Below are 20,125 nucleotides of genomic sequence, written 5' to 3' on the forward strand. Positions count from 1 at the left end.
GACGTACTGGCACTTACTGAGGCACTCGTTGAGGCGGATACGCTCGCTGACGTACTTGCTGAAACTGAAGCACTTGTTGAAGCGGATGCACTTGCAGATGTGCTTGCACTTACTGAAGCACTCGTTGAAGCAGATACGCTCGCTGACGTGCTAGCACTTACTGAGGCACTGGTTGAGGCAGATGCGCTCGCTGATGTACTTGCACTTACTGAGGCACTCGTTGAAGCAGACGCACTCGCTGACGTGCTAGCACTTACTGAGGCACTGGTTGAGGCAGATGCGCTCGCTGATGTACTTGCTGATACTGAAGCACTCGTTGAAGCAGATACGCTCGCTGATGTACTTGCTGATGCTGAAGCACTGGTTGAGGCAGACGCACTCGCTGATGTACTTGCTGATGCTGAGGCACTGGTCGAAGCAGATACGCTCGCTGACGTACTTGCTGAAACTGAAGCACTCGTTGAAGCAGATACGCTCGCTGATGTGCTTGCACTTGCTGAAGCACTTGTCGAAGCGGATACGCTCGCCGATGTACTTGCGCTTGCTGAGGCACTTGTTGAGGCAGATGCGCTCGCTGACGTGCTAGCTGAAACTGAAGCACTTGTTGAAGCGGACTCACTTGCCGATGTACTTGCTGAAACTGAAGCACTTGTTGAAGCAGATGCACTCGCCGATGTACTTGCACTTGCTGAGGCACTTGTTGAGGCTGACTTGGACGCGCTTGTTGAAGCACTTACTGAGGCACTCGTTGAAGCAGATACGCTCGCTGACGTACTTGCTGAAACTGAAGCACTTGTTGATTGTCTTTGACTTAGACTAGTTGAAGTACTACTACTCTTATATTCACTATCAGAAAGTTTTACAGTGAACGTATCCGTAGTCTTATCTTTATAGATAATGGTAACTGTTCCATTGTTACTAATAGTAAAGGAATCAATACGTTTTTCCTGCTTATTGTTTAGTTTCTCAACAGCCGTCAATATACGAGTTTTTTCTTGAGGTTTTAATTCAGAAACATTCTCTACTTGGAAGGTTTCAGTCGGTGCTACCCCTTCCATAATATCTGTCAGCCTACCTTGCACAATACGGACATTACCTGGCGAAGCATTTCCTGCACTATTTTTATTCCCAGCCTTATCCGTTGCTACTGCATTACGTTGCCAACTATTTCTACCATTTTTATCGTACTCTAGATTATCATTCAAATGAGCTCTTACTGTAATGCGAGCTGGACTAGCAGTAGTCGCTGTGATATTCCCCGTTAAATGCTCTACAGTTCCCGTCCCATATTTATTATCTTCAAAGAAATTATTTTTAAGGGCTGAACCATTTGCATCTTCATTTGAAACAATCTTAAATTCTGATAATTGCCCGCTATTATCTGTAGCAGTGAAATTAATTTGAATATCATCTCCTGCGTACACAACATAGTTGCCGTTTACAGGTGTTAGAGTTTGACCGTTACGAGTTACCGTTGCACTCGGAACTGGAACAGCATCCACATTAGCTGGGATAACAGTTGTAGTATTATCACGGTAGGTAATGGTAATATTCCCATTTTCAGCTACCGAAATCGTTCCGGTTACGCCATCTTTCGTAAAATCACTACCAGATAAAAGCGACTGGTTTTTTTCCTTAAATTTTTCAAGTACTTGATCGCGTTCACTTTTAGTCAAAGAAGAGGGATTCTTAACAATAACAGTATCCCCACTAACTGGGTTGTGGCGTTCGTTGAAGCCTTTGATATGGACATTCGTACGTGCTGTCGCAGTCAGGCCATGAATATCTGTTACTGTGTACTCCAGAACATAGGTACCAGGTTTATAGGGTTTCCAAGTACCGTTTTCACGACCCACCGTCCCCATTATGTTAATAGTGTATGTCCTTTGGGCCCCTGTTTGATTTCCCCACCTATCATAGGTATATAGATCCCCATATCCCCTTTTCTTAGTAGCTGGATAGTTCGGTGCATTTAAGCCTGTAATAATAGCATTGGATGGGGAAGCCGTGATTTTATCCATCCCTTTATCATCATTCAGCCTTATCTGGTAATTAACTGATTCATCATTATAAATTGTGATAGTGGATGGCATAGAAATCGTAGGTGGTTTAGAGGCTGCACGTGAGTGTGCCCCTCTAGCAATTTCTGCCCCATTTCGTGCATCACGCACACCAGAATTAGCCGCCAACACAGCATTGACAATCGAATTACGCGCTGAAGTAGCTTTTTGCACTACTGTTGTTAAATCACTAGTTGGATCAGCGAGGGCTTTTTCAATTTCTGTTACTGCAGCATTGGCCTTAGCAAGAGCTGAATCCGTATTTGGTAAATCAACCGCTTTTGCTAGATAGTCACCTATTTCAGCTGAAAGATTGGTCAACTTCCTACGGTTTTCTTCTTGTTGTTTAGCAGTGACTTCTGAAGATGCTAGTGCAACCGCAGCAGCTTCAATTAAGCTAGTTGTGACAGAAGTTGATTGAACTCCACTAACACTATTCTTACCAGTAATTTCAGTTATTTTTAATTCAGCTGAGTCAATTTCAAGGTTCTTTGCTTCTTTTGAAGTAGAAGGTTGCTGGTCAATTGCTGTTGTCGATCCACTCTGTTCAACAGACAGACTTGACACTACAGAAACATTCGATCCACTTATTGATTGACTGGCACTAGCAGAAGTACTGACAGACTCGCTGAATGACGTACTATTGGAAATGCTGACCGAAAGACTAGTAGAAGTGCTAACCGAGGCACTGGCTGACGAACTATTAGACACAGATTCTGACAGCGAAGTGCTTTCACTTACAGAAGTTGACAAGCTAGCAGAAGTTTCTGAGTCACTAGTTGATGTCTCACCTAGAACCACTGTATTTCTTGTAGCCAAGATATCCTTTGATTCCACCGTCTTTTCAACTGCAACAGTATCATTAGCGTAGACTCTTGTCTGAGTGGCCGCAAAACCTCCCAAAATGGTTCCAGTTGCTGCTACACCTTTCAACAAATCTAAGGCAGTCAATTTTTGACTTGCCTGATCTTCTACTAATTCTGTTTTTACCTGCGTAGCATCAACACCCCCACGCATAACTTTAAACAGACCAAATAGGGAAGTTGAGGCCCGCAACCAATGTTTCCCTGACTTGATTAATTTATACCTTGTGATGCGGTCGGTCTCTCTATATTCACCTCGTTGGCGTCTAAAAAACATGCTCACTCTCCTAAACTAAAAAAGAAATTCTTCTTACTATAAATTTTTATCTCTATATTATATCCTAAATACACCGACAATTCAATATCTCTGATTGGGACAAATAGAAAAATTAAGAAGCAAGTAACTTTCCCTCTGACAACATAACCTAAACGACATTTTCTAGAAGATAGGAAATTCCAACTCCAAACTGAGGAGAAATATCATTTTGGAACAATAGAACAACGAAATCATCCCAGAAGAAGTGACTGCAAAGCCTATTGAATTAAATTGTTTTCACTAATTTATCTTCGTTACAACAAAAAATCCCACGAATGGCCTGGATCCGTAGGGTTTTCTTGCTAGAACGATTATGATACTACAACACGGAGTTTGGCAAATTGATTTCATTTACCAAACGTAGTTAGTAAGGCAGGTTGCTAGGCCTCTCACTACCCGTTACCGATTGTTAGATTACGACACTGAGTTTTACAAATCGATTTCATTTGTAAAACTCAGTTAGTGAGGCAGTTAGGCAAGTCTAATAGGACTTGCCGTAGTCTACTTAGATTGCTATGCAATCAAGTAGATTTACTGAATCACATCTTCTCCTCCAACTCCACGTCTGGGTACTTGTCCGCAAACCAGCGGAGGGCAAAGTCATTTTCGAAGAGGAAAACAGGTTGGTCGAAGCGGTCTTTGGCCAAGATATTGCGGCTAGATGACATGCGTTCGTCTAGATCCTCTGGCTTAATCCAGCGAACCGTCTTTTTACCCATCGGGATCATGACCACTTCCGCATTGTATTCATTTTCCATACGGTGCTTGAAGACTTCAAACTGAAGTTGACCTACAGCGCCTAGCATGTATTCGCCTGTTTGGTAGTTAGTATAAAGCTGAATGGCTCCCTCTTGTACCAACTGCTCAATTCCCTTGTGGAAGGATTTTTGCTTCATGACGTTCTTAGCAGAAACTTTCATGAAAATCTCAGGGGTAAAGGTTGGTAGTGGTTCAAATTCAAACTTGTTTTTTCCAACTGTCAAGGTATCACCAACTTGATAAGTACCTGTATCGTAAACTCCGATAATATCACCTGCCACAGCATTGGTTACATTTTCACGACTTTCCGCCATAAACTGAGTCACATTAGACAGTTTGGCACTCTTCCCAGTACGAGGCAGGTTAACACTCATCCCACGCTCAAATTCACCCGAAACGATACGGACAAAGGCGATGCGGTCACGGTGTCGAGGGTCCATGTTGGCTTGGATTTTAAAGACAAATCCTGAGAAGTCCTTGTCATAAGGATCAACAATTTCTCCGTCTGTTTTCTTGTGTCCATGAGGTTCTGGCGCAAACTTGAGGAAGGTCTCAAGGAAGGTCTGCACACCAAAGTTAGTAAGAGCTGATCCAAAGAAGACAGGTGTCAATTCTCCAGCCAGAATAGCTTCCTCTGAAAACTCATTTCCTGCTTCATTTAGAAGTTCAATATCATCTTTGACTTGCTCGTAGAATGGGTTGCTAGCAAAGAGTTTTTCACCATCTTCTAGACTGGCAAAACGCTCATCTCCTTTATAGAGTTCCAAGCGTTGGTTATAGAGGTCATAGAGCCCTTCAAAGGCTTTCCCCATCCCGATTGGCCAATTCATAGGGTAACTAGCAATGCCCAAGACTTCTTCCAATTCTTGCAAGAGGTCCAGTGGCTCACGACCGTCACGGTCCAACTTATTCATAAAGGTAAAGACGGGAATGCCACGGTGCTTGACAACTTCAAACAATTTCTTGGTTTGGGCCTCAATACCCTTGGCAGAGTCAACTACCATGACCGCAGCATCCACCGCCATCAAGGTACGATAGGTATCTTCTGAAAAGTCCTCGTGCCCTGGTGTGTCGAGGATGTTGACGCGTTTACCGTCGTAGTCAAATTGCATAACAGATGAAGTGACCGAAATCCCACGTTGTTTCTCGATATCCATCCAGTCAGACTTGGCAAAAGTCCCTGTTTTCTTCCCTTTTACAGTACCAGCCTCACGAATCTCGCCCCCAAAGTAGAGCAACTGCTCAGTGATGGTTGTTTTCCCCGCGTCCGGGTGGGAGATGATGGCAAAGGTACGGCGTTTCTTAATTTCTTCTTGAATAGTCATATCTTCTCTTTCTTTTATTTTAGGATAATAGTGATTGCTATATTTTATATTTTTACATCGGAACATTCCAATCCTTTCAACTTACCTATTATAGCGGATTTTAGGGAGTTTTTCAATTGCTCATTCGATGAAAAGGCAAGCTAGAGCACAGATTGCGCTTGATTTCTCTTTTTCCACCGTTTCTTAAATACTTCATCAAAGAGAAGCAAGGCAAGAGAAAGAATAACCGACACAAGGAGGTACTTTATCCATAGAGGAGCATTCGAGATGAATGGTGTGTCTCTTAAGAGGCCATAATTTCCACCCGTCACCTGATTAACCCCAACTAGAAAGAGATTGAGGATAAAGGTATAGGCTACAATCATATATTTCTTGAGCAAGTTCTTGTCATAGTGATTCATCAAGTAGACCAAGGAGTTGACCAAAAGAGCATAGTGCCCAATCAAAAACGAAAAACTGGTGATATGGGGGAAGTCATAGGGGTCAAAAACAGGGTAAACCAGGGCAAAGACCGCTCCACTAGCTCCTAAGAGGGCAAAATATTGCTTGCTCCGCCATTTATCTGGCAAGAAAACCACCGCAAACATCGCCAAACGGCAATGATAAAAAGGAAGGCTATTAGAAAAGGGAATGCCAAAACCAACATACCAACTATAAAGTACTAATAACTGGAGGATCTGAATCCCCTTAAACAAGTAGACAAAGCGTGGATTCTTGTGATAAGCAAACGCCCCATAAATACAAAGCACTAAAAGAAGCATCATAACCCCATACCAAAAAAGCGGAATGGGAGGAGGGACCGTCTGAGTTCTGGTGATAAATTGATGGAACATGTTTCTATCCTAACTCTTATTTTTTTATTCTCTAGTTTTACCATTATAGCGAATTAAAAGCGATTTTTCAATTTCCATTTCTTTTCAGTTTGGCTCCCTTATTTATAGGAAAATATGGTAAAATAGAACAGACTAAAAATCATCATTTCACGAAAGGATGCAAGATGAAAATTACGCAAGAAGAGGTAACGCACGTTGCCAATCTTTCAAAATTAACATTCTCTGAAGAAGAAACTGCTGCCTTTGCGACCACCCTGTCTAAGATTGTAGATATGGTTGAGTTGCTAGGCGAAGTCGACACAACTGGTGTCGCACCTACTACGACCATGGCTGACCGCAAGACTGTACTCCGCCCTGATGTGGCCGAAGAAGGAACAGACCGTGATCGCTTGTTTAAAAACGTACCTGAAAAAGAAAACTACTATATCAAGGTACCAGCTATCCTAGACGATGGAGGAGATGCCTAATGACTTTTAATCATAAAACTATTGAAGAGTTGCACAATCTCCTTGTCTCTAAGGAGATTTCAGCAACTGAATTGACCCAAGCTACACTTGAAGATATTAAGTCTCGCGAGACAGCTATCAACGCTTTTGTCACCATCGCTGAGGAGCAAGCTCTTGCTCAAGCTAAGGCCATTGATGAAGCAGGAATTGACGCGGACAATGTCCTTTCAGGAATTCCGCTGGCTGTTAAGGATAACATCTCTACTGACGGTATTCTCACAACTGCAGCCTCTAAAATGCTCTACAACTACGAGCCTATCTTTGATGCGACAGCTGTCACCAATGCAAAATCTAAGGGTATGATTGTTGTCGGAAAAACCAACATGGACGAATTTGCCATGGGGGGATCAGGTGAAACTTCCCACTACGGAGCGACTAAAAATGCTTGGGACCAGACCAAGGTTCCTGGTGGTTCATCAAGTGGTTCTGCTGCAGCTGTAGCTTCAGGCCAAGTCCGCTTGTCACTTGGTTCTGATACTGGTGGTTCCATCCGCCAACCTGCTGCCTTCAACGGGATCGTTGGTCTCAAACCTACCTACGGAACAGTTTCACGTTTCGGTCTCATTGCCTTTGGTAGCTCGCTAGACCAGATTGGACCTTTCGCACCAACTGTTAAGGAAAATGCCCTCTTGCTCAACGCGATTGCCAGCGAAGATGCTAAAGACTCTACTTCTGCTCCTGTCCGCATTGCCGACTTTACTTCAAAAATTGGTCAAGACATCAAGGGCATGAAAATCGCTTTGCCTAAGGAATACCTCGGTGAAGGAATTGACCCAGAAGTTAAAGAAACCATTCTGAACGCAGCCAAACACTTTGAAAAACTTGGTGCTATCATTGAAGAAGTCAGCCTTCCCCACTCAAAATACGGTGTCGCAGTTTACTACATTATCGCTTCATCAGAAGCTTCATCAAACTTGCAACGCTTTGACGGTATCCGTTACGGCTACCGCGCAGAAGATGCAAGCAACCTTGATGAAATCTATGTAAACAGCCGTAGCCAAGGTTTCGGTGAAGAGGTGAAACGCCGTATCATGCTGGGTACTTTCAGCCTTTCATCAGGTTACTACGACGCCTACTACAAGAAGGCTGGACAAGTCCGTACCCTCATCATTCAAGATTTCGAAAAAGTCTTTGCGGATTACGACTTGATTTTGGGACCAACTGCTCCTAGTGTTGCCTATGACTTGGACTCGCTCAACCACGACCCAGTTGCCATGTACTTAGCTGACCTTTTGACCATTCCTGTCAACTTAGCGGGTCTCCCAGGAATTTCGATTCCTGCTGGATTTGCTCAAGGACTACCAGTCGGTCTACAATTGATTGGTCCTAAATACTCAGAAGAAACCATTTACCAAGCTGCTGCTGCCTTTGAAGCAACAACAGACTACCACAAACAACAACCCGTGATTTTTGGAGGTGACAACTAATGAACTTTGAAACAGTCATTGGACTTGAAGTCCACGTAGAGCTCAACACCAATTCAAAAATCTTCTCACCTACTTCTGCCCACTTTGGAAATGACCAAAACGCCAACACCAACGTGATTGACTGGTCTTTCCCAGGAGTACTGCCAGTTCTCAATAAAGGTGTTGTTGATGCCGGTATCAAGGCAGCTCTTGCTCTTAACATGGACATCCACAAAAAGATGCACTTTGACCGCAAGAACTACTTCTATCCCGACAATCCCAAAGCCTACCAAATCTCTCAATTTGATGAGCCAATCGGTTATAACGGCTGGATTGAAGTCGAGCTAGAAGACGGTACAACTAAGAAAATCGGTATCGAGCGTGCTCACCTAGAAGAAGACGCTGGTAAAAACACCCACGGTACAGATGGCTACTCTTATGTTGACCTCAACCGCCAAGGGGTTCCTTTGATTGAGATTGTATCTGAAGCGGACATGCGTTCTCCAGAGGAAGCCTACGCTTATCTGACAGCCCTCAAGGAAGTCATCCAGTACGCTGGCATTTCTGACGTTAAGATGGAAGAAGGTTCTATGCGCGTGGATGCCAACATCTCGCTTCGTCCTTATGGTCAAGAGAAATTCGGTACCAAAACTGAGTTGAAAAACCTCAACTCCTTCTCAAACGTCCGCAAGGGTCTTGAATACGAAGTCCAACGTCAGGCTGAAATCCTTCGCTCAGGTGGTCAAATTCGCCAAGAAACACGCCGTTATGATGAAGCGAACAAAGCAACCATCCTCATGCGTGTTAAGGAAGGTGCTGCAGACTACCGCTACTTCCCAGAACCAGACCTACCACTTTTTGAAATCTCAGACGAGTGGATTGAGGAGATGCGTACAGAGTTACCAGAGTTTCCAAAAGAAAGACGTGCGCGCTATGTTGCCGACCTTGGCTTGTCAGACTACGACGCCAGCCAGTTGACGACAAACAAAATCACTTCTGACTTCTTTGAGAAAGCTGTGGCCCTCGGTGGCGATGCCAAGCAAGTCTCAAACTGGCTCCAAGGTGAAGTCGCTCAATTCTTGAACGCCGAAGGCAAAACACTGGAACAAATCGAGTTAACACCAGAAAACTTGGTAGAAATGATTGCCATCATCGAGGACGGCACGATCTCTTCTAAGATTGCCAAGAAAGTCTTTGTCCACCTGGCTAAAAATGGCGGTGGCGCGCGTGAATACGTGGAAAAAGCAGGCTTGGTGCAAATCTCAGATCCAGCTATCTTGATTCCAATCATCCACCAAGTTTTTGCCGATAACGAAGCTGCTGTTGCAGACTTCAAGTCAGGCAAACGAAACGCAGACAAGGCCTTCACAGGATTCCTTATGAAAGCAACCAAAGGACAAGCCAACCCACAAGTTGCCCTTAAACTACTTGCACAGGAATTGGCCAAGTTGAAAGAAGACTAGACAGAACAAAACCAGCCCTAAGGTTGGTTTTTTCTTCTCTACCAGCTCCCAATAACTATTTTGGCTTTATTTCCAGAGTATTTTATGGTAAAATGAAGAGTAATAATATTTATTAAAGAGGTAAAAACATGATTGAAGCAAGTAAATTAAAAGCTGGTATGACCTTTGAAACAGCTGACGGTAAATTGATCCGCGTTTTGGAAGCTAGTCACCACAAACCAGGTAAAGGAAACACGATCATGCGTATGAAATTGCGTGATGTCCGTACTGGTTCTACATTTGACACAAGCTACCGTCCAGAGGAAAAATTTGAACAAGCTATCATCGAGACTGTCCCAGCTCAATACTTGTACAAAATGGATGACACAGCTTACTTCATGAATACAGAAACTTACGACCAATACGAAATCCCTGTAGTCAACGTTGAAAACGAATTGCTTTACATCCTTGAAAACTCAGAAGTGAAGATCCAATTCTACGGAACTGAAGTGATCGGTGTTACCGTTCCTACTACTGTCGAATTGACAGTTGCAGAAACTCAACCATCTATCAAAGGTGCTACTGTTACAGGTTCTGGTAAACCAGCAACGATGGAAACTGGACTTGTCGTAAACGTGCCAGACTTCATCGAAGCAGGACAAAAACTCGTCATCAACACCGCAGAAGGAACTTACGTTTCTCGTGCCTAATCTCTAGAAAGAGGTCATTCTATGGGAATTAAAGAACAACTTGGCGAAATCGTTATCGCCCCACGTGTACTTGAAAAAATCATTGCTATTGCTACAGCAAAAGTAGAGGGTGTTCACTCTTTTTCAAACAAATCAGTATCTGATACCCTTTCAAAACTTTCGCTCGGCCGCGGCGTTTATCTTAAAAACGTGGACGAAGAACTCACAGCAGATATCTACCTCTACCTTGAGTACGGAGTAAAAGTTCCTAAGGTAGCTGTTGCTATCCAAAAAGCTGTCAAAGATGCAGTCCGCAATATGGCTGATGTAGAACTCGCTGCTATCAATATCCACGTTGCAGGTATCGTTCCAGATAAAACACCAAAACCAGACTTGAAAGACTTGTTTGATGAGGACTTCCTCAATGACTAGTCCACTATTAGAATCTAGACGTGAGCTCCGTAAGTGTGCCTTTCAAGCTCTTATGAGTCTTGAGTTTGATACAGACGTCGAAACTGCTTGTCGTTTCGCCTACACACACGATCGTGAAGATACGGATGTGCAACTTCCAGCCTTTTTGACAGAGCTCGTTTCTGGTGTTCAAACTAAAAAGGAAGAACTAGACAAGCAAATCACACAGCATTTAAAAGCAGGTTGGACCATCGAGCGTTTAACACTCGTGGAGAGAAACCTCCTTCGCTTGGGAGTCTTTGAAATCACTTCATTTGACACCCCACAGTTGGTTGCTGTTAATGAAGCTATCGAGCTTGCAAAGGACTTCTCAGATCAAAAATCTGCCCGTTTTATCAATGGACTGCTCAGCCAGTTTGTAACAGAAGAACAGTAATTAGAAAAAGTGTTTGACAAATATCAAACACTTTTTTCTTTGCTACCCACTATCTAAAAAAGTGGTAATAGATATAATTATAAACAAAAATCCAGATAGGTTTTGCATGGTTGAGAAAGTTGAAAAAACTATGGCAGAGAATGGTCAATCGAAGATTGTCTGTAGAACGATAGACAAGAGCGAAAAAGAGACCAATCAAACTATAATATAATAAACTAATTGGGTCTCGGTGAGATAGTATCAAATGGCTGAGCCCAAAAATAAGACCTGATAAGATGACATCTAAATAATACTTTGACTTAGGAAAGAAGGTGTTCATAAAATACCCACGATCAAACGTCTCTTACAAAATAGGACCAATAACGACTGTTAAGATAAAACTAAGAACTGTAGATAAAAAAGTTGGTTGTCCATTTGAAAGAATCACCGCAAAATAGACATCATGAATATTCCTAGCATTAATCAAATGAGCAAAGCGTGCCCAAAAATTACCTAGAATCTGATGAACCACATAACATGCAAACAAGTAAAAGATAGTTGACCAGTTCCAGCTCTTTTTCTCAAAGATAAAGAGCATCTTTTGCTTTTTTAACCACCAAATTAATAAAAGGAAACTTCCTACTAATCCTATTGTCAAAATAAGAGAATAGACATCAGCGCCTAACCCTAAAATGATTGCCGCATACAATCCAATTGTTTGTGGTAAATAGGTAGATAGTAAAATAATAAGCAAAAATATTCCAAATTGTCTTAGTTTCTTTGTGTTTCTCATCGTACTTTTTTTGAAAGATTCTCCTGTTCGAAAGCCATACTTCCAAGCTTCCCCATAAGAATTAAGTGCCCCTTGCCCCATATAGGGTGCAAATTCTCTATAATATAACCGCCTACCATAACCATCTTCCCAAACAGCAAGACCATCTGAAACTTGGTCTAAGTCTTCTGACGAAAGAACTGTAAATGTTTCTGTACCTGTCATATTAAGTACCTTCTTAAAATATTGTTGTAGGCTCACATCTGCAGTATACATCTTTTTTATCTATTTTATAGTCCATCTCCTCAACTATCAATTTTTCGTCCTGAATTGCATTTTTCCATAAAAAATGAGACCTTTCTAGTCTCATTTAGTCATTCTTAGTATTTTCTAAAGCGTTGGTAACGTTCTTCAATAAGTTGGTCAAGTGGTAGTTCTTGCAACCTATCTAGTTCTGCACGCAATTCATTTTTAACACGAGCTTGCAGTTCTTTACTGGAGAGGCCTACCTCTGAGATTACCTTATCTACGATTCCCATTTCTAGGAGTTCATGTGAAGTGATTTTCATTAACTCTGCTGCTTCCATGGCACGGCTCCCATCCTTCCAAAGGATAGAGGCAAAGCCTTCAGGGCTAAGTACGGCATAGATTGAGTTCTCTAACATCCAGACACGGTCAGCTACGGCTAGTGCCAATGCACCTCCAGACCCTCCTTCACCGATAATAATCGCGATGATTGGAACCTTGAGGTCACTCATTTCCATCAGGTTTCGAGCGATTGCTTCCCCTTGCCCACGTTCCTCGGCTCCTACACCAGGGTAAGCACCCGCCGTATTGATAAAGGTCACAACTGGACGACCAAACTTTTCTGCCTGTTTCATCAGGCGAAGAGCCTTACGATAGCCTTCTGGATGTGGTTGGCCGAAATTCCGTTTGAGGTTGTCATGAAGACTCTTCCCCTTTTGGATACCGACGACAGTTACTGCTTGGTCACCTAACCAGCCAATTCCACCAATAACCGCACCATCATCGCGGAAAGAGCGATCTCCATGCAATTCGATAAACTCATCGAAGATTCCATTGGCGAAATCAAGTGCAGTCAAGCGACTCTGCTCACGTGCCTCTCTGACTATTTTTGCAATATTCATCCGCGACTTCCTCCATGCAATCTCACTAATTTAGCAATTGTTTCAGGTAATTCTCTCCGTTTGACAATTGCATCAACAAATCCATGTTCAAGCAAAAATTCTGCCTTTTGGAAGTCATCTGGCAAGGTCTCACGAACTGTATTTTCGATAACACGACGCCCAGCAAAACCAACTAAACTCTGGGGCTCTGCTAGGATAATGTCACCTTCCATAGCAAAAGAAGCTGTCACTCCGCCTGTTGTCGGATCCGTCAAAATAGTCAGGTAAAAAAGTCCTGCCTTGGAATGACGTTGAACTGCTGCAGAAATCTTAGCCATCTGCATCAAGCTCATGATTCCTTCTTGCATGCGGGCTCCACCAGAAGCTGTGAAGAGTACGACTGGCAAGTTTTCTACCGTTGCATACTCAAACAAGCGCGTGATTTTTTCACCCACAACGGTTCCCATAGAAGCCATGATAAAGTTAGAATCCATGATTCCAAGGGCAACTTTTTGTCCCTTGATGCTAGCTGTACCAGTTAGTACTGCTTCATCCAAACCTGTCTTTTCACGCATTGTTGCAAGTTTTTTCTGGTAGCCAGGAAAGTTTAATGGATCTTGAGTTTCAATACCCGTAAACATCTCCACAAAGCTGTCAGAATCAATTGTCAAATCCAAGCGTTCCTGAGCTGAAATACGGAAAGTATAGCTACAATGGGGACAAATTCGTTCACTCCCAAGATCCTTTTGGTAGATGATATGTTTACATCCAGGACACTTGGAAAAGAGTTCATCAGGAACCTCAGGCTTGGCTTGTGGTTTCTGCCTTACGGAACGGTTAGGATTGATCCGAATATACTTATCCTTTTTACTAAATAGAGCCATAACTCCCCCTTTTAGTTCTCATACTGTTTGAAAGTCTATTCTTTTTCTTGGTATTTTGGCAAGAAAGTTTCCATCAAGAAAGAAGTATCGTAGTCACCAGCGATAACTCGGCGGTCTGAAATCAGATCCAACTGGAAGTCTGCATTGGTTTGCACTCCTTCAATATCAAGTTCATAAAGTGCCCGTTGCATCTTCATTAAGGCATCAAAACGATTCTCCCCATGAACAATGATTTTAGCAATCATACTATCATAGTAAGGGGGAATGGTATAACCTGGATAAACTGCTGAGTCCACGCGCAAGCCAACTCCACCACTTGGTAGATAGAGATTGGTAATTTTACCTGGGCTTGGAGCAAAGTTAAATGCTGGATTTTCCGCATTGATCCGGCACTCGATAGCATGACCTCGTAGGACGATATCTTCTTGTTTGAAAGGTAAAGGTTGCCCGGCAGCAATGCGAATCTGTTCCTTGACGATATCAACACCTGAAACAAACTCAGTCACTGGGTGTTCAACTTGCACACGAGTATTCATTTCCATGAAGTAGAAATTGCCACTCGCTTCATCGAGAAGAAATTCAATTGTCCCAGCATTTTCATAGCCTACAGACTCTGCTGCACGAACGGCTGCAGCACCAATTTCATTACGAAGGGTTTTGCCAATCGCAATGGATGGGCTTTCTTCTAAGACCTTTTGGTTATTCCGTTGGAGTGAACAATCCCGTTCACCAAGGTGGACAACATGACCCTCTTGGTCCGCAAGGATCTGAACTTCGATATGGCGAGCTGGATAAATCACACGCTCTAGATACATAGCGCCATTTCCAAAATTGGCCTTGGCTTCACTGGATGCTGTCTCAAAGGCTGCGACCAAGTCTTCTGCCTTTTCAACCTTACGAATCCCTTTTCCACCACCACCAGCTGATGCCTTAAGCATGACTGGATAGCCAATCTTTTCTGCAACTGCAAGGGCCTCTTCAGCCGTGTGAACTTCACCATCAGATCCTGGGATAACTGGAACCCCAGCCTTGATCATTTGCTCACGCGCATTGATCTTATCTCCCATGGTATCCATTACAGCCCCAGAAGGACCGATGAACTTAATCCCCACTTCATCACACATCGTGGCAAACTTGGAGTTTTCGCTAAGAAAACCAAAACCTGGGTGGATGGCTTCTGCTTCTGTCAAGACTGCGGCAGATAAAATCGCATTGATATTGAGATAAGACTCTGTCGCCTTACCAGGTCCGATACAGATAGCTTCATCCGCTAGGAGTGTGTGAAGAGCTTCCTTATCAGCAGTTGAATACACTGCTACGGTCGCAATGCCCAATTCACGCGCAGCTCGAATAATGCGAACCGCAATCTCACCACGGTTGGCAATCAAAATTTTACGAAACATGGAGAACCTCCTTAGTTTCCAATTGCAAAGGTAAGAGTACCACTCGCTGCAAGCTTGCCATCCACTTCAGCCTTTGCTTCAACCACAGCAATCGTACCACGACGTTTCACAAAGGTAGCCGTCATGACTAATTGATCACCTGGTACAACTTGCTTCTTAAACTTGACCTTGTCCATGCCAGCGTAGAAGACTAGTTTCCCTTTGTTTTCAGGCTTGGACAATTCCAAGACACCCGCAGTCTGTGCCAAGGCTTCCATAATAAGGACACCTGGCATAACTGGGTATTGAGGAAAATGACCATTAAAGAAAGGTTCGTTGATAGTGACATTTTTAATGGCAACAATAGTATCTTCGCTCACTTCCAAGACTCGATCCACTAGGAGCATGGGGTAGCGATGGGGTAGCGCCTCTTTGATTCCTTGAATATCGATCATTTGATACGTACCAATCCTTTACCAAACTCAACCATTTCTTCGTTAGAAACAAGAATTTCAGTTATCACACCATCCTTAGGTGCCGGAATTTCATTCATGACTTTCATGGCTTCGATGATCACCAAAGTCTGACCTTTTTTTACACTGTCACCAACCGTTACAAAGGCAGGTTTGTCTGGTCCAGCAGCCAAGTATGCTACCCCTACAAGTGGGCTTTCAACGATATCACCCTCTGGAGCAACCGTCGGTTCAGCAGGCGCTGGAGCTTCTTCCAATACACTTTCTACTGGAGTTGAAGGGGCAGAAACTACTGGACTTGTAGCTACCGCAGTTGGTGCTGGAGCAACTTGAGCAGGCGCTTCAGAAGCCATTCTAGCTTCATTCTTGCTAAATTGCAATTCATCCGTTCCGTTTTTATAAGAAAATTCTCTCAAACTTGATTGGTCAAATTGAGCCATCAAGTCCTTGATCTCATTTAAATTCATAATTATTTATTCTCCCAACGTTTGAAAGCAAGAACCGCATTGTGTCCACCAAATCCAAAAGTATTTGAAATGGCATAAGGAATTTCTTGCTCCAAGCCTTGTCCATAAACGACATTCGCTTCGATATAGTCTGACAACTCGCTTGTCCCAGCTGTCATTGGTACAAAATTATGACGCATGGCTTCGATGGTAGCAATCGCCTCTACCGCTCCTGCAGCACCAAGCAAGTGTCCTGTAAAGGACTTGGTTGAAGATACAGGTACTTCTTTACCAAGAACAGCTACGATCGCACCACTTTCTCCTTTTTCATTAGCAGGAGTTGAAGTTCCGTGGGCATTGACATATGCTACTTGATCAGGAGAAATTTCTGCCTCTTCCAAAGCCAGTTTAATCGCCTTAATCGCGCCTTGACCTTCTGGATGAGGTGAAGTCATATGGTAAGCATCACAGGTATTCCCATAACCAACTACTTCAGCCAAGATGGTTGCTCCACGTTTTTCAGCGTGTTCAAGACTCTCGAGAACCAACATCCCAGAACCTTCTCCCATGACAAAACCGTTACGATCTTTGTCAAATGGAATAGAAGCACGAGTTGGATCTTCTGTAGTTGATAGGGCAGTCAAAGCTTGGAAACCGGCGATGGCAAAAGGAGTGATTGATGATTCTGATCCACCAACTAGCATGACATCTTGGAAACCAAACTTAATAGAGCGGAAGGCATCTCCAATGGCATCATTTGATGAGGCACAGGCTGTATTGATTGATTTACAGATACCGTTTGCTCCAAAGCGCATAGCAACATTTCCTGAAGCCATATTTGGCAAGGCTTTTGGAAGGGTCATTGGTTTAACGCGTTTTGGACCTTTTTCATGAAGACGGATAACCTGATCTTCGATTTCTTTGATACCTCCAATACCTGAAGCAACGATGACACCAAAACGATCTTTATCGATTGCTTCTACATCAAGATTTGCATTAGTAACCGCTTCTTGAGCTGCATACAAGGCATACAAAGAATAGTTATCAAAACGGTTGGTATCTTTTTTGACAAAGTATTTATCAAATGGGAAATCTTGAATTTCTGCTGCATTGTGTACAGCAAATTCGCTGTGGTCAAATTTAGTAATTTCTCCAATTCCAATTTTTCCAGTTTGCAAACTGTTCCAAAATTCTTCTGGAGTATTTCCGATAGGAGAGGTCAATCCGTAACCTGTTACTACAACTCGATTTAGTTTCATCTGTCTTACCTATATCTTTCCTTATTTTTTTACATGCTAAGTCCGCCATCAACAGCGAGAACTTGTCCAGTCAAATAATCTTGTTGGGCTAAAAAGACCGTGGCGTCCGCGATATGGTCCGCCTGGCCAAACTGTTTCATAGGGATTTGCGCAAGTGTTGCTTCCTTGACCTTATCAGACAAAACGGCAGTCATATCTGACTCGATCATTCCTGGCGCAAGAGCATTTACACGTACATTGCGATTGGCTACTTCACGTGCAACTGACTTAGTGAAACCAATCAAACCAGCCTTGGAAGCCGCATAGTTGGCTTGTCCGATATTTCCCATCAGACCAACCACACTGGACATATTGATAATCGCACCTTCACGCGCCTTAATCATCTGTTTCAAGACTGCTTGAGTCATGTTAAAGGCCCCTGTCAAGTTGATCTTAATCACTTTTTCAAAGTCTTCCTCGGTCATCTTAAGCATGAGCGTATCTTGAGTGATCCCAGCATTGTTGACCAAGACATCGACGGAACCGAGTTCTGCAATCGCTTGATCTACCATACGTTTGGCATCTGAAAAGTCTGAAACATCACCCAAGATCGGTACCACTTTGACACCGTAGTTTGAAAACTCAGCCAGCAATTCTTCTGAGATTGCTCCGCGACTATTCAAGACTACATTGGCACCCAGTTGAGCAAATTTGTGAGCAATGGCAAGCCCAATACCCCGACTTGAACCTGTAACAAAGATATTTTTATTTTTTAGTTGCATTCTGTTCTCCTGTTTCCTGTTGTATTTTGTGGGAGAAGGGATCACTAGTTTCCTAGTAGAGCATCCAAACTTGCCAAATCTTCGACATTGGCTAGTTGAGCTGTTTTATCAATCTTTTTGACAAAGCCTGACAGGACTTTCCCCGGACCGATTTCAATGAAGTTGGTCACACCAGCATCTTGCATCACTGCGATACTCTCATAGAAACGAACAGGTTCTTTCACCTGACGCGTCAAGAGCTCTTGGATTCGGTCTTTTTCCATGATTGCAGCTTCAGTATTACCTACTAGAGGACAGTTAAAGTCTGAGAATCTAATCCCCTCAAGAGCCCCAGCTAGTTGCTGACTGGCTTGCTCAAGAAGAGCTGTATGGAAAGGACCAGATACATTTAAAGGAATCAATCGTTTGACTCCTGCTTCCTGCAAGAGTTGGACTGCACGGTCAACCGCAGCCACCTCTCCACCAATGACGATTTGGCTTGGGGTGTTGTAGTTGGCTGGAGTCACTACTCCAACTTCAGAAGCAGTTTTGCAAGCTTCCTCTATCACATCTACTGGAGTATTGAGAACGGCTACCATTTTACCAGAACCAGCTGGCGCCGCCTCTTCCATATAAGCTCCGCGCTTAGCAACCAAGGCCACTGCCTCTTCAAAGTCCAAGGCACCACTTGCTACAAGAGCAGAATATTCCCCAAGAGACAATCCTGCTACCATATCTGGCTGATAGCCCTTTTCTTTCAATAGACGGTAGATGGCAACCGAGGTCGCTAAAATTGCTGGTTGCGTATAGCGAGTCTGGTTTAACTTGGTTTCTTCCTTATCAATCAAGTCACGAAGGTCATAACCCAAAACCTGACTGGCTTGGTCAATGGTTTCCTTGACGATAGGATAGTGATCATAGAGATCACGCCCCATCCCTAGATATTGAGCACCTTGACCTGCAAATAGAAAGGCTGTTTTAGTCATTTCTTACAACTCCTGCCCAACGAGAGGCTTCTTCTTGAATTTTCTTGGCTGCACCATAGTATAGATCTTTTAGGATTTCTTCGACAGTTTCTTCTTTAGAGACCAAACCAGCAATCTGACCTGCCATTACAGATCCACCTTCTACATCTCCATGAACAACGGCTTTAGCAAGAGCACCAGCTCCCATTTGCTCAAATATTTCTAAATCTGGATTTTCTTGTTTAAAGGCATCCTTTTCAGCCTGTTCAAAGTCACGTGTCAACTGATTTTTAATGGCACGAACAGCATGTCCAAAGTGTTGAGCTGAAATAGTCGTATCGATATCACGTGCTTTTAAGATTTTTTCCTTGTATTTTGGATGGGCGTTAGATTCCTTAGCTACTACGAAACGCGTACCGACTTGAACAGCCTCAGCACCAAGCATAAAGCCTGCAGCGACACCCTCACCGTCTGCAATTCCTCCAGCTGCGATAACTGGAATTGAGACAGCCGCAGCAACTTGGCGGACCAAGGTCATCGTTGTTAATTTCCCAATATGCCCACCGGCTTCCATTCCTTCTGCAATAACTGCATCTGCACCAATTTTTTCCATGCGTTTTGCCAAAGCAACACTTGGAACAACAGGAATAACTGTAATTCCTGCATCATGGAAACGAGTCATGTATTTACTTGGATTTCCAGCACCAGTTGTAACCACCTTAACCCCTTCTTCAATCACGAGATCAACGATGTCTTCTACAAAAGGTGACAAGAGCATGATGTTGACACCAAAAGGTTTATCCGTAAGTGATTTGATTTTATCGATATTAGCCTTTACGACCTCTTTAGGTGCATTTCCACCACCGATAATCCCTAGACCACCAGCTTTTGATACTGCACCAGCCAAGTCACCATCAGCAACCCAGGCCATTCCTCCTTGAAAAATAGGATAATCAATGTTCAATAATTCTGTAATACGTGTTTTCATAGTGCCTCCATCATTCCTTGCTTACGTAATAGTTCGATGAGCTTATCGTTTGAGTTTCAAACTA

General features: G+C 43.2%; 18 protein-coding genes and 2 pseudogenes. 6 read left to right on the plus strand and 14 right to left on the minus strand.

The annotated features are described in order from the left end of the window. The 3 genes from B7709_RS10085 to B7709_RS03695 all read right to left on the minus strand — a co-directional run. Positions 1-3,200, minus strand: a 3,200-nt coding sequence (locus B7709_RS10085) for an accessory Sec-dependent serine-rich glycoprotein adhesin (RefSeq protein WP_162279154.1), incomplete at its 3' end; no start/stop codon positions are given. Positions 3,201-3,778: 578 nt separating this feature from the next. Next, positions 3,779-5,323: a peptide chain release factor 3 gene (locus tag B7709_RS03690; RefSeq protein WP_084971763.1), complete on the minus strand. Its 1,545-nt coding sequence runs from the start codon at positions 5,321-5,323 to the stop codon at positions 3,779-3,781. A 140-nt stretch (positions 5,324-5,463) separates the two neighbouring features. Continuing rightward, positions 5,464-6,156 carry a YwaF family protein gene (locus B7709_RS03695; RefSeq protein WP_084971765.1) on the minus strand — a complete coding sequence of 231 codons (693 nt, stop codon included), beginning with the start codon at positions 6,154-6,156 and terminating at the stop codon, positions 5,464-5,466. 164 nt (positions 6,157-6,320) lie between these two features. Between B7709_RS03695 and gatC the strand changes: the two genes are divergently transcribed. From gatC to nusB, 6 genes are all read left to right on the plus strand, one after another. Continuing rightward, positions 6,321-6,623, plus strand: coding sequence for an Asp-tRNA(Asn)/Glu-tRNA(Gln) amidotransferase subunit GatC (gene gatC / locus B7709_RS03700; RefSeq protein WP_084971767.1), 303 nt, complete (start codon positions 6,321-6,323; stop codon positions 6,621-6,623). Then, complete coding sequence (gatA, locus tag B7709_RS03705; RefSeq protein WP_084971769.1) at positions 6,623-8,089, plus strand: Asp-tRNA(Asn)/Glu-tRNA(Gln) amidotransferase subunit GatA; 1,467 nt, start codon at positions 6,623-6,625, stop codon at positions 8,087-8,089. Before gatC ends, gatA begins: the two co-directional genes overlap by 1 nt. Beyond that, a complete protein-coding gene (gatB, locus tag B7709_RS03710; RefSeq protein ID WP_084971771.1) occupies positions 8,089-9,531 on the plus strand; it encodes an Asp-tRNA(Asn)/Glu-tRNA(Gln) amidotransferase subunit GatB in 1,443 nt (480 codons plus the stop codon). Before gatA ends, gatB begins: the two co-directional genes overlap by 1 nt. Positions 9,532-9,659: 128 nt before the next feature. After that, complete coding sequence (gene efp / locus B7709_RS03715) at positions 9,660-10,220, plus strand: elongation factor P (RefSeq protein ID WP_000568642.1); 561 nt, start codon at positions 9,660-9,662, stop codon at positions 10,218-10,220. Positions 10,221-10,241: 21 nt separating this feature from the next. Beyond that, entirely contained in the window at positions 10,242-10,631 is a 390-nt protein-coding gene (locus tag B7709_RS03720) for an Asp23/Gls24 family envelope stress response protein (protein WP_084971773.1), read from the plus strand. Continuing rightward, positions 10,624-11,046: a transcription antitermination factor NusB gene (gene nusB / locus B7709_RS03725; protein WP_084971775.1), complete on the plus strand. Its 423-nt coding sequence runs from the start codon at positions 10,624-10,626 to the stop codon at positions 11,044-11,046. The genes B7709_RS03720 and nusB overlap by 8 nt, the downstream gene beginning before the upstream one ends. A gap of 49 nt (positions 11,047-11,095) precedes the next feature. Here nusB and B7709_RS10350 read toward each other — a convergent pair. The 11 genes and pseudogenes from B7709_RS10350 to fabK all read right to left on the minus strand — a co-directional run bounded on the left by B7709_RS10350 (position 11,096) and on the right by fabK (position 20,061). Then, positions 11,096-11,818: pseudogene (locus B7709_RS10350) on the minus strand (lysostaphin resistance A-like protein). 21 nt (positions 11,819-11,839) lie between these two features. Beyond that, positions 11,840-12,022: pseudogene (gene briC, locus B7709_RS03740) on the minus strand (biofilm-regulating peptide BriC); the annotation flags it as partial. A 155-nt stretch (positions 12,023-12,177) separates the two neighbouring features. Continuing rightward, complete coding sequence (locus B7709_RS03745; protein ID WP_084971779.1) at positions 12,178-12,945, minus strand: acetyl-CoA carboxylase carboxyl transferase subunit alpha; 768 nt, start codon at positions 12,943-12,945, stop codon at positions 12,178-12,180. Further along, on the minus strand, positions 12,942-13,808 hold the full coding sequence (accD, locus tag B7709_RS03750; RefSeq protein ID WP_084971781.1) for an acetyl-CoA carboxylase, carboxyltransferase subunit beta: 867 nt from the start codon (positions 13,806-13,808) through the stop codon (positions 12,942-12,944). The genes B7709_RS03745 and accD overlap by 4 nt, the downstream gene beginning before the upstream one ends. Before the next feature lie 35 nt (positions 13,809-13,843). Next, on the minus strand, positions 13,844-15,211 hold the full coding sequence (gene accC, locus B7709_RS03755; RefSeq protein ID WP_000488665.1) for an acetyl-CoA carboxylase biotin carboxylase subunit: 1,368 nt from the start codon (positions 15,209-15,211) through the stop codon (positions 13,844-13,846). 11 nt (positions 15,212-15,222) lie between these two features. After that, a complete protein-coding gene (gene fabZ, locus B7709_RS03760; protein ID WP_000565515.1) occupies positions 15,223-15,645 on the minus strand; it encodes a 3-hydroxyacyl-ACP dehydratase FabZ in 423 nt (140 codons plus the stop codon). After that, positions 15,642-16,130, minus strand: a complete 489-nt coding sequence (accB, locus tag B7709_RS03765; protein ID WP_084971784.1) for an acetyl-CoA carboxylase biotin carboxyl carrier protein — start codon at positions 16,128-16,130, stop codon at positions 15,642-15,644. The genes fabZ and accB overlap by 4 nt, the downstream gene beginning before the upstream one ends. Before the next feature lie 2 nt (positions 16,131-16,132). Continuing rightward, positions 16,133-17,368, minus strand: coding sequence for a beta-ketoacyl-ACP synthase II (gene fabF, locus B7709_RS03770; RefSeq protein ID WP_084971786.1), 1,236 nt, complete (start codon positions 17,366-17,368; stop codon positions 16,133-16,135). 29 nt (positions 17,369-17,397) lie between these two features. Then, on the minus strand, positions 17,398-18,129 hold the full coding sequence (gene fabG / locus B7709_RS03775) for a 3-oxoacyl-[acyl-carrier-protein] reductase (protein ID WP_084971788.1): 732 nt from the start codon (positions 18,127-18,129) through the stop codon (positions 17,398-17,400). Between the two features lie 44 nt (positions 18,130-18,173). Beyond that, on the minus strand, positions 18,174-19,094 hold the full coding sequence (fabD, locus tag B7709_RS03780; RefSeq protein WP_084971790.1) for an ACP S-malonyltransferase: 921 nt from the start codon (positions 19,092-19,094) through the stop codon (positions 18,174-18,176). Then, positions 19,087-20,061 carry an enoyl-[acyl-carrier-protein] reductase FabK gene (gene fabK, locus B7709_RS03785; protein WP_000857452.1) on the minus strand — a complete coding sequence of 325 codons (975 nt, stop codon included), beginning with the start codon at positions 20,059-20,061 and terminating at the stop codon, positions 19,087-19,089. The genes fabD and fabK overlap by 8 nt, the downstream gene beginning before the upstream one ends. Positions 20,062-20,125: the final 64 nt, after the last annotated feature.

The organism is Streptococcus oralis subsp. dentisani (genome assembly GCF_002096335.1).
Taxonomy (GTDB): domain Bacteria; phylum Bacillota; class Bacilli; order Lactobacillales; family Streptococcaceae; genus Streptococcus; species Streptococcus oralis_Z.

Bases quoted from the DNA above. Each gene is read 5' to 3' on its own strand.
- B7709_RS03690 (WP_084971763.1), bottom strand. From the start codon at position 5,323: ATGACTATTCAAGAAGAAATTAAGAAACGCCGTACCTTTGCCATCATC.
- B7709_RS03695 (WP_084971765.1), bottom strand. From the start codon at position 6,156: ATGTTCCATCAATTTATCACCAGAACTCAGACGGTCCCTCCTCCCATT.
- gatC (WP_084971767.1), top strand. From the start codon at position 6,321: ATGAAAATTACGCAAGAAGAGGTAACGCACGTTGCCAATCTTTCAAAA.
- gatA (WP_084971769.1), top strand. From the start codon at position 6,623: ATGACTTTTAATCATAAAACTATTGAAGAGTTGCACAATCTCCTTGTC.
- gatB (WP_084971771.1), top strand. From the start codon at position 8,089: ATGAACTTTGAAACAGTCATTGGACTTGAAGTCCACGTAGAGCTCAAC.
- efp (WP_000568642.1), top strand. From the start codon at position 9,660: ATGATTGAAGCAAGTAAATTAAAAGCTGGTATGACCTTTGAAACAGCT.
- B7709_RS03720 (WP_084971773.1), top strand. From the start codon at position 10,242: ATGGGAATTAAAGAACAACTTGGCGAAATCGTTATCGCCCCACGTGTA.
- nusB (WP_084971775.1), top strand. From the start codon at position 10,624: ATGACTAGTCCACTATTAGAATCTAGACGTGAGCTCCGTAAGTGTGCC.
- B7709_RS03745 (WP_084971779.1), bottom strand. From the start codon at position 12,945: ATGAATATTGCAAAAATAGTCAGAGAGGCACGTGAGCAGAGTCGCTTG.
- accD (WP_084971781.1), bottom strand. From the start codon at position 13,808: ATGGCTCTATTTAGTAAAAAGGATAAGTATATTCGGATCAATCCTAAC.
- accC (WP_000488665.1), bottom strand. From the start codon at position 15,211: ATGTTTCGTAAAATTTTGATTGCCAACCGTGGTGAGATTGCGGTTCGC.
- fabZ (WP_000565515.1), bottom strand. From the start codon at position 15,645: ATGATCGATATTCAAGGAATCAAAGAGGCGCTACCCCATCGCTACCCC.
- accB (WP_084971784.1), bottom strand. From the start codon at position 16,130: ATGAATTTAAATGAGATCAAGGACTTGATGGCTCAATTTGACCAATCA.
- fabF (WP_084971786.1), bottom strand. From the start codon at position 17,368: ATGAAACTAAATCGAGTTGTAGTAACAGGTTACGGATTGACCTCTCCT.
- fabG (WP_084971788.1), bottom strand. From the start codon at position 18,129: ATGCAACTAAAAAATAAAAATATCTTTGTTACAGGTTCAAGTCGGGGT.
- fabD (WP_084971790.1), bottom strand. From the start codon at position 19,094: ATGACTAAAACAGCCTTTCTATTTGCAGGTCAAGGTGCTCAATATCTA.
- fabK (WP_000857452.1), bottom strand. From the start codon at position 20,061: ATGAAAACACGTATTACAGAATTATTGAACATTGATTATCCTATTTTT.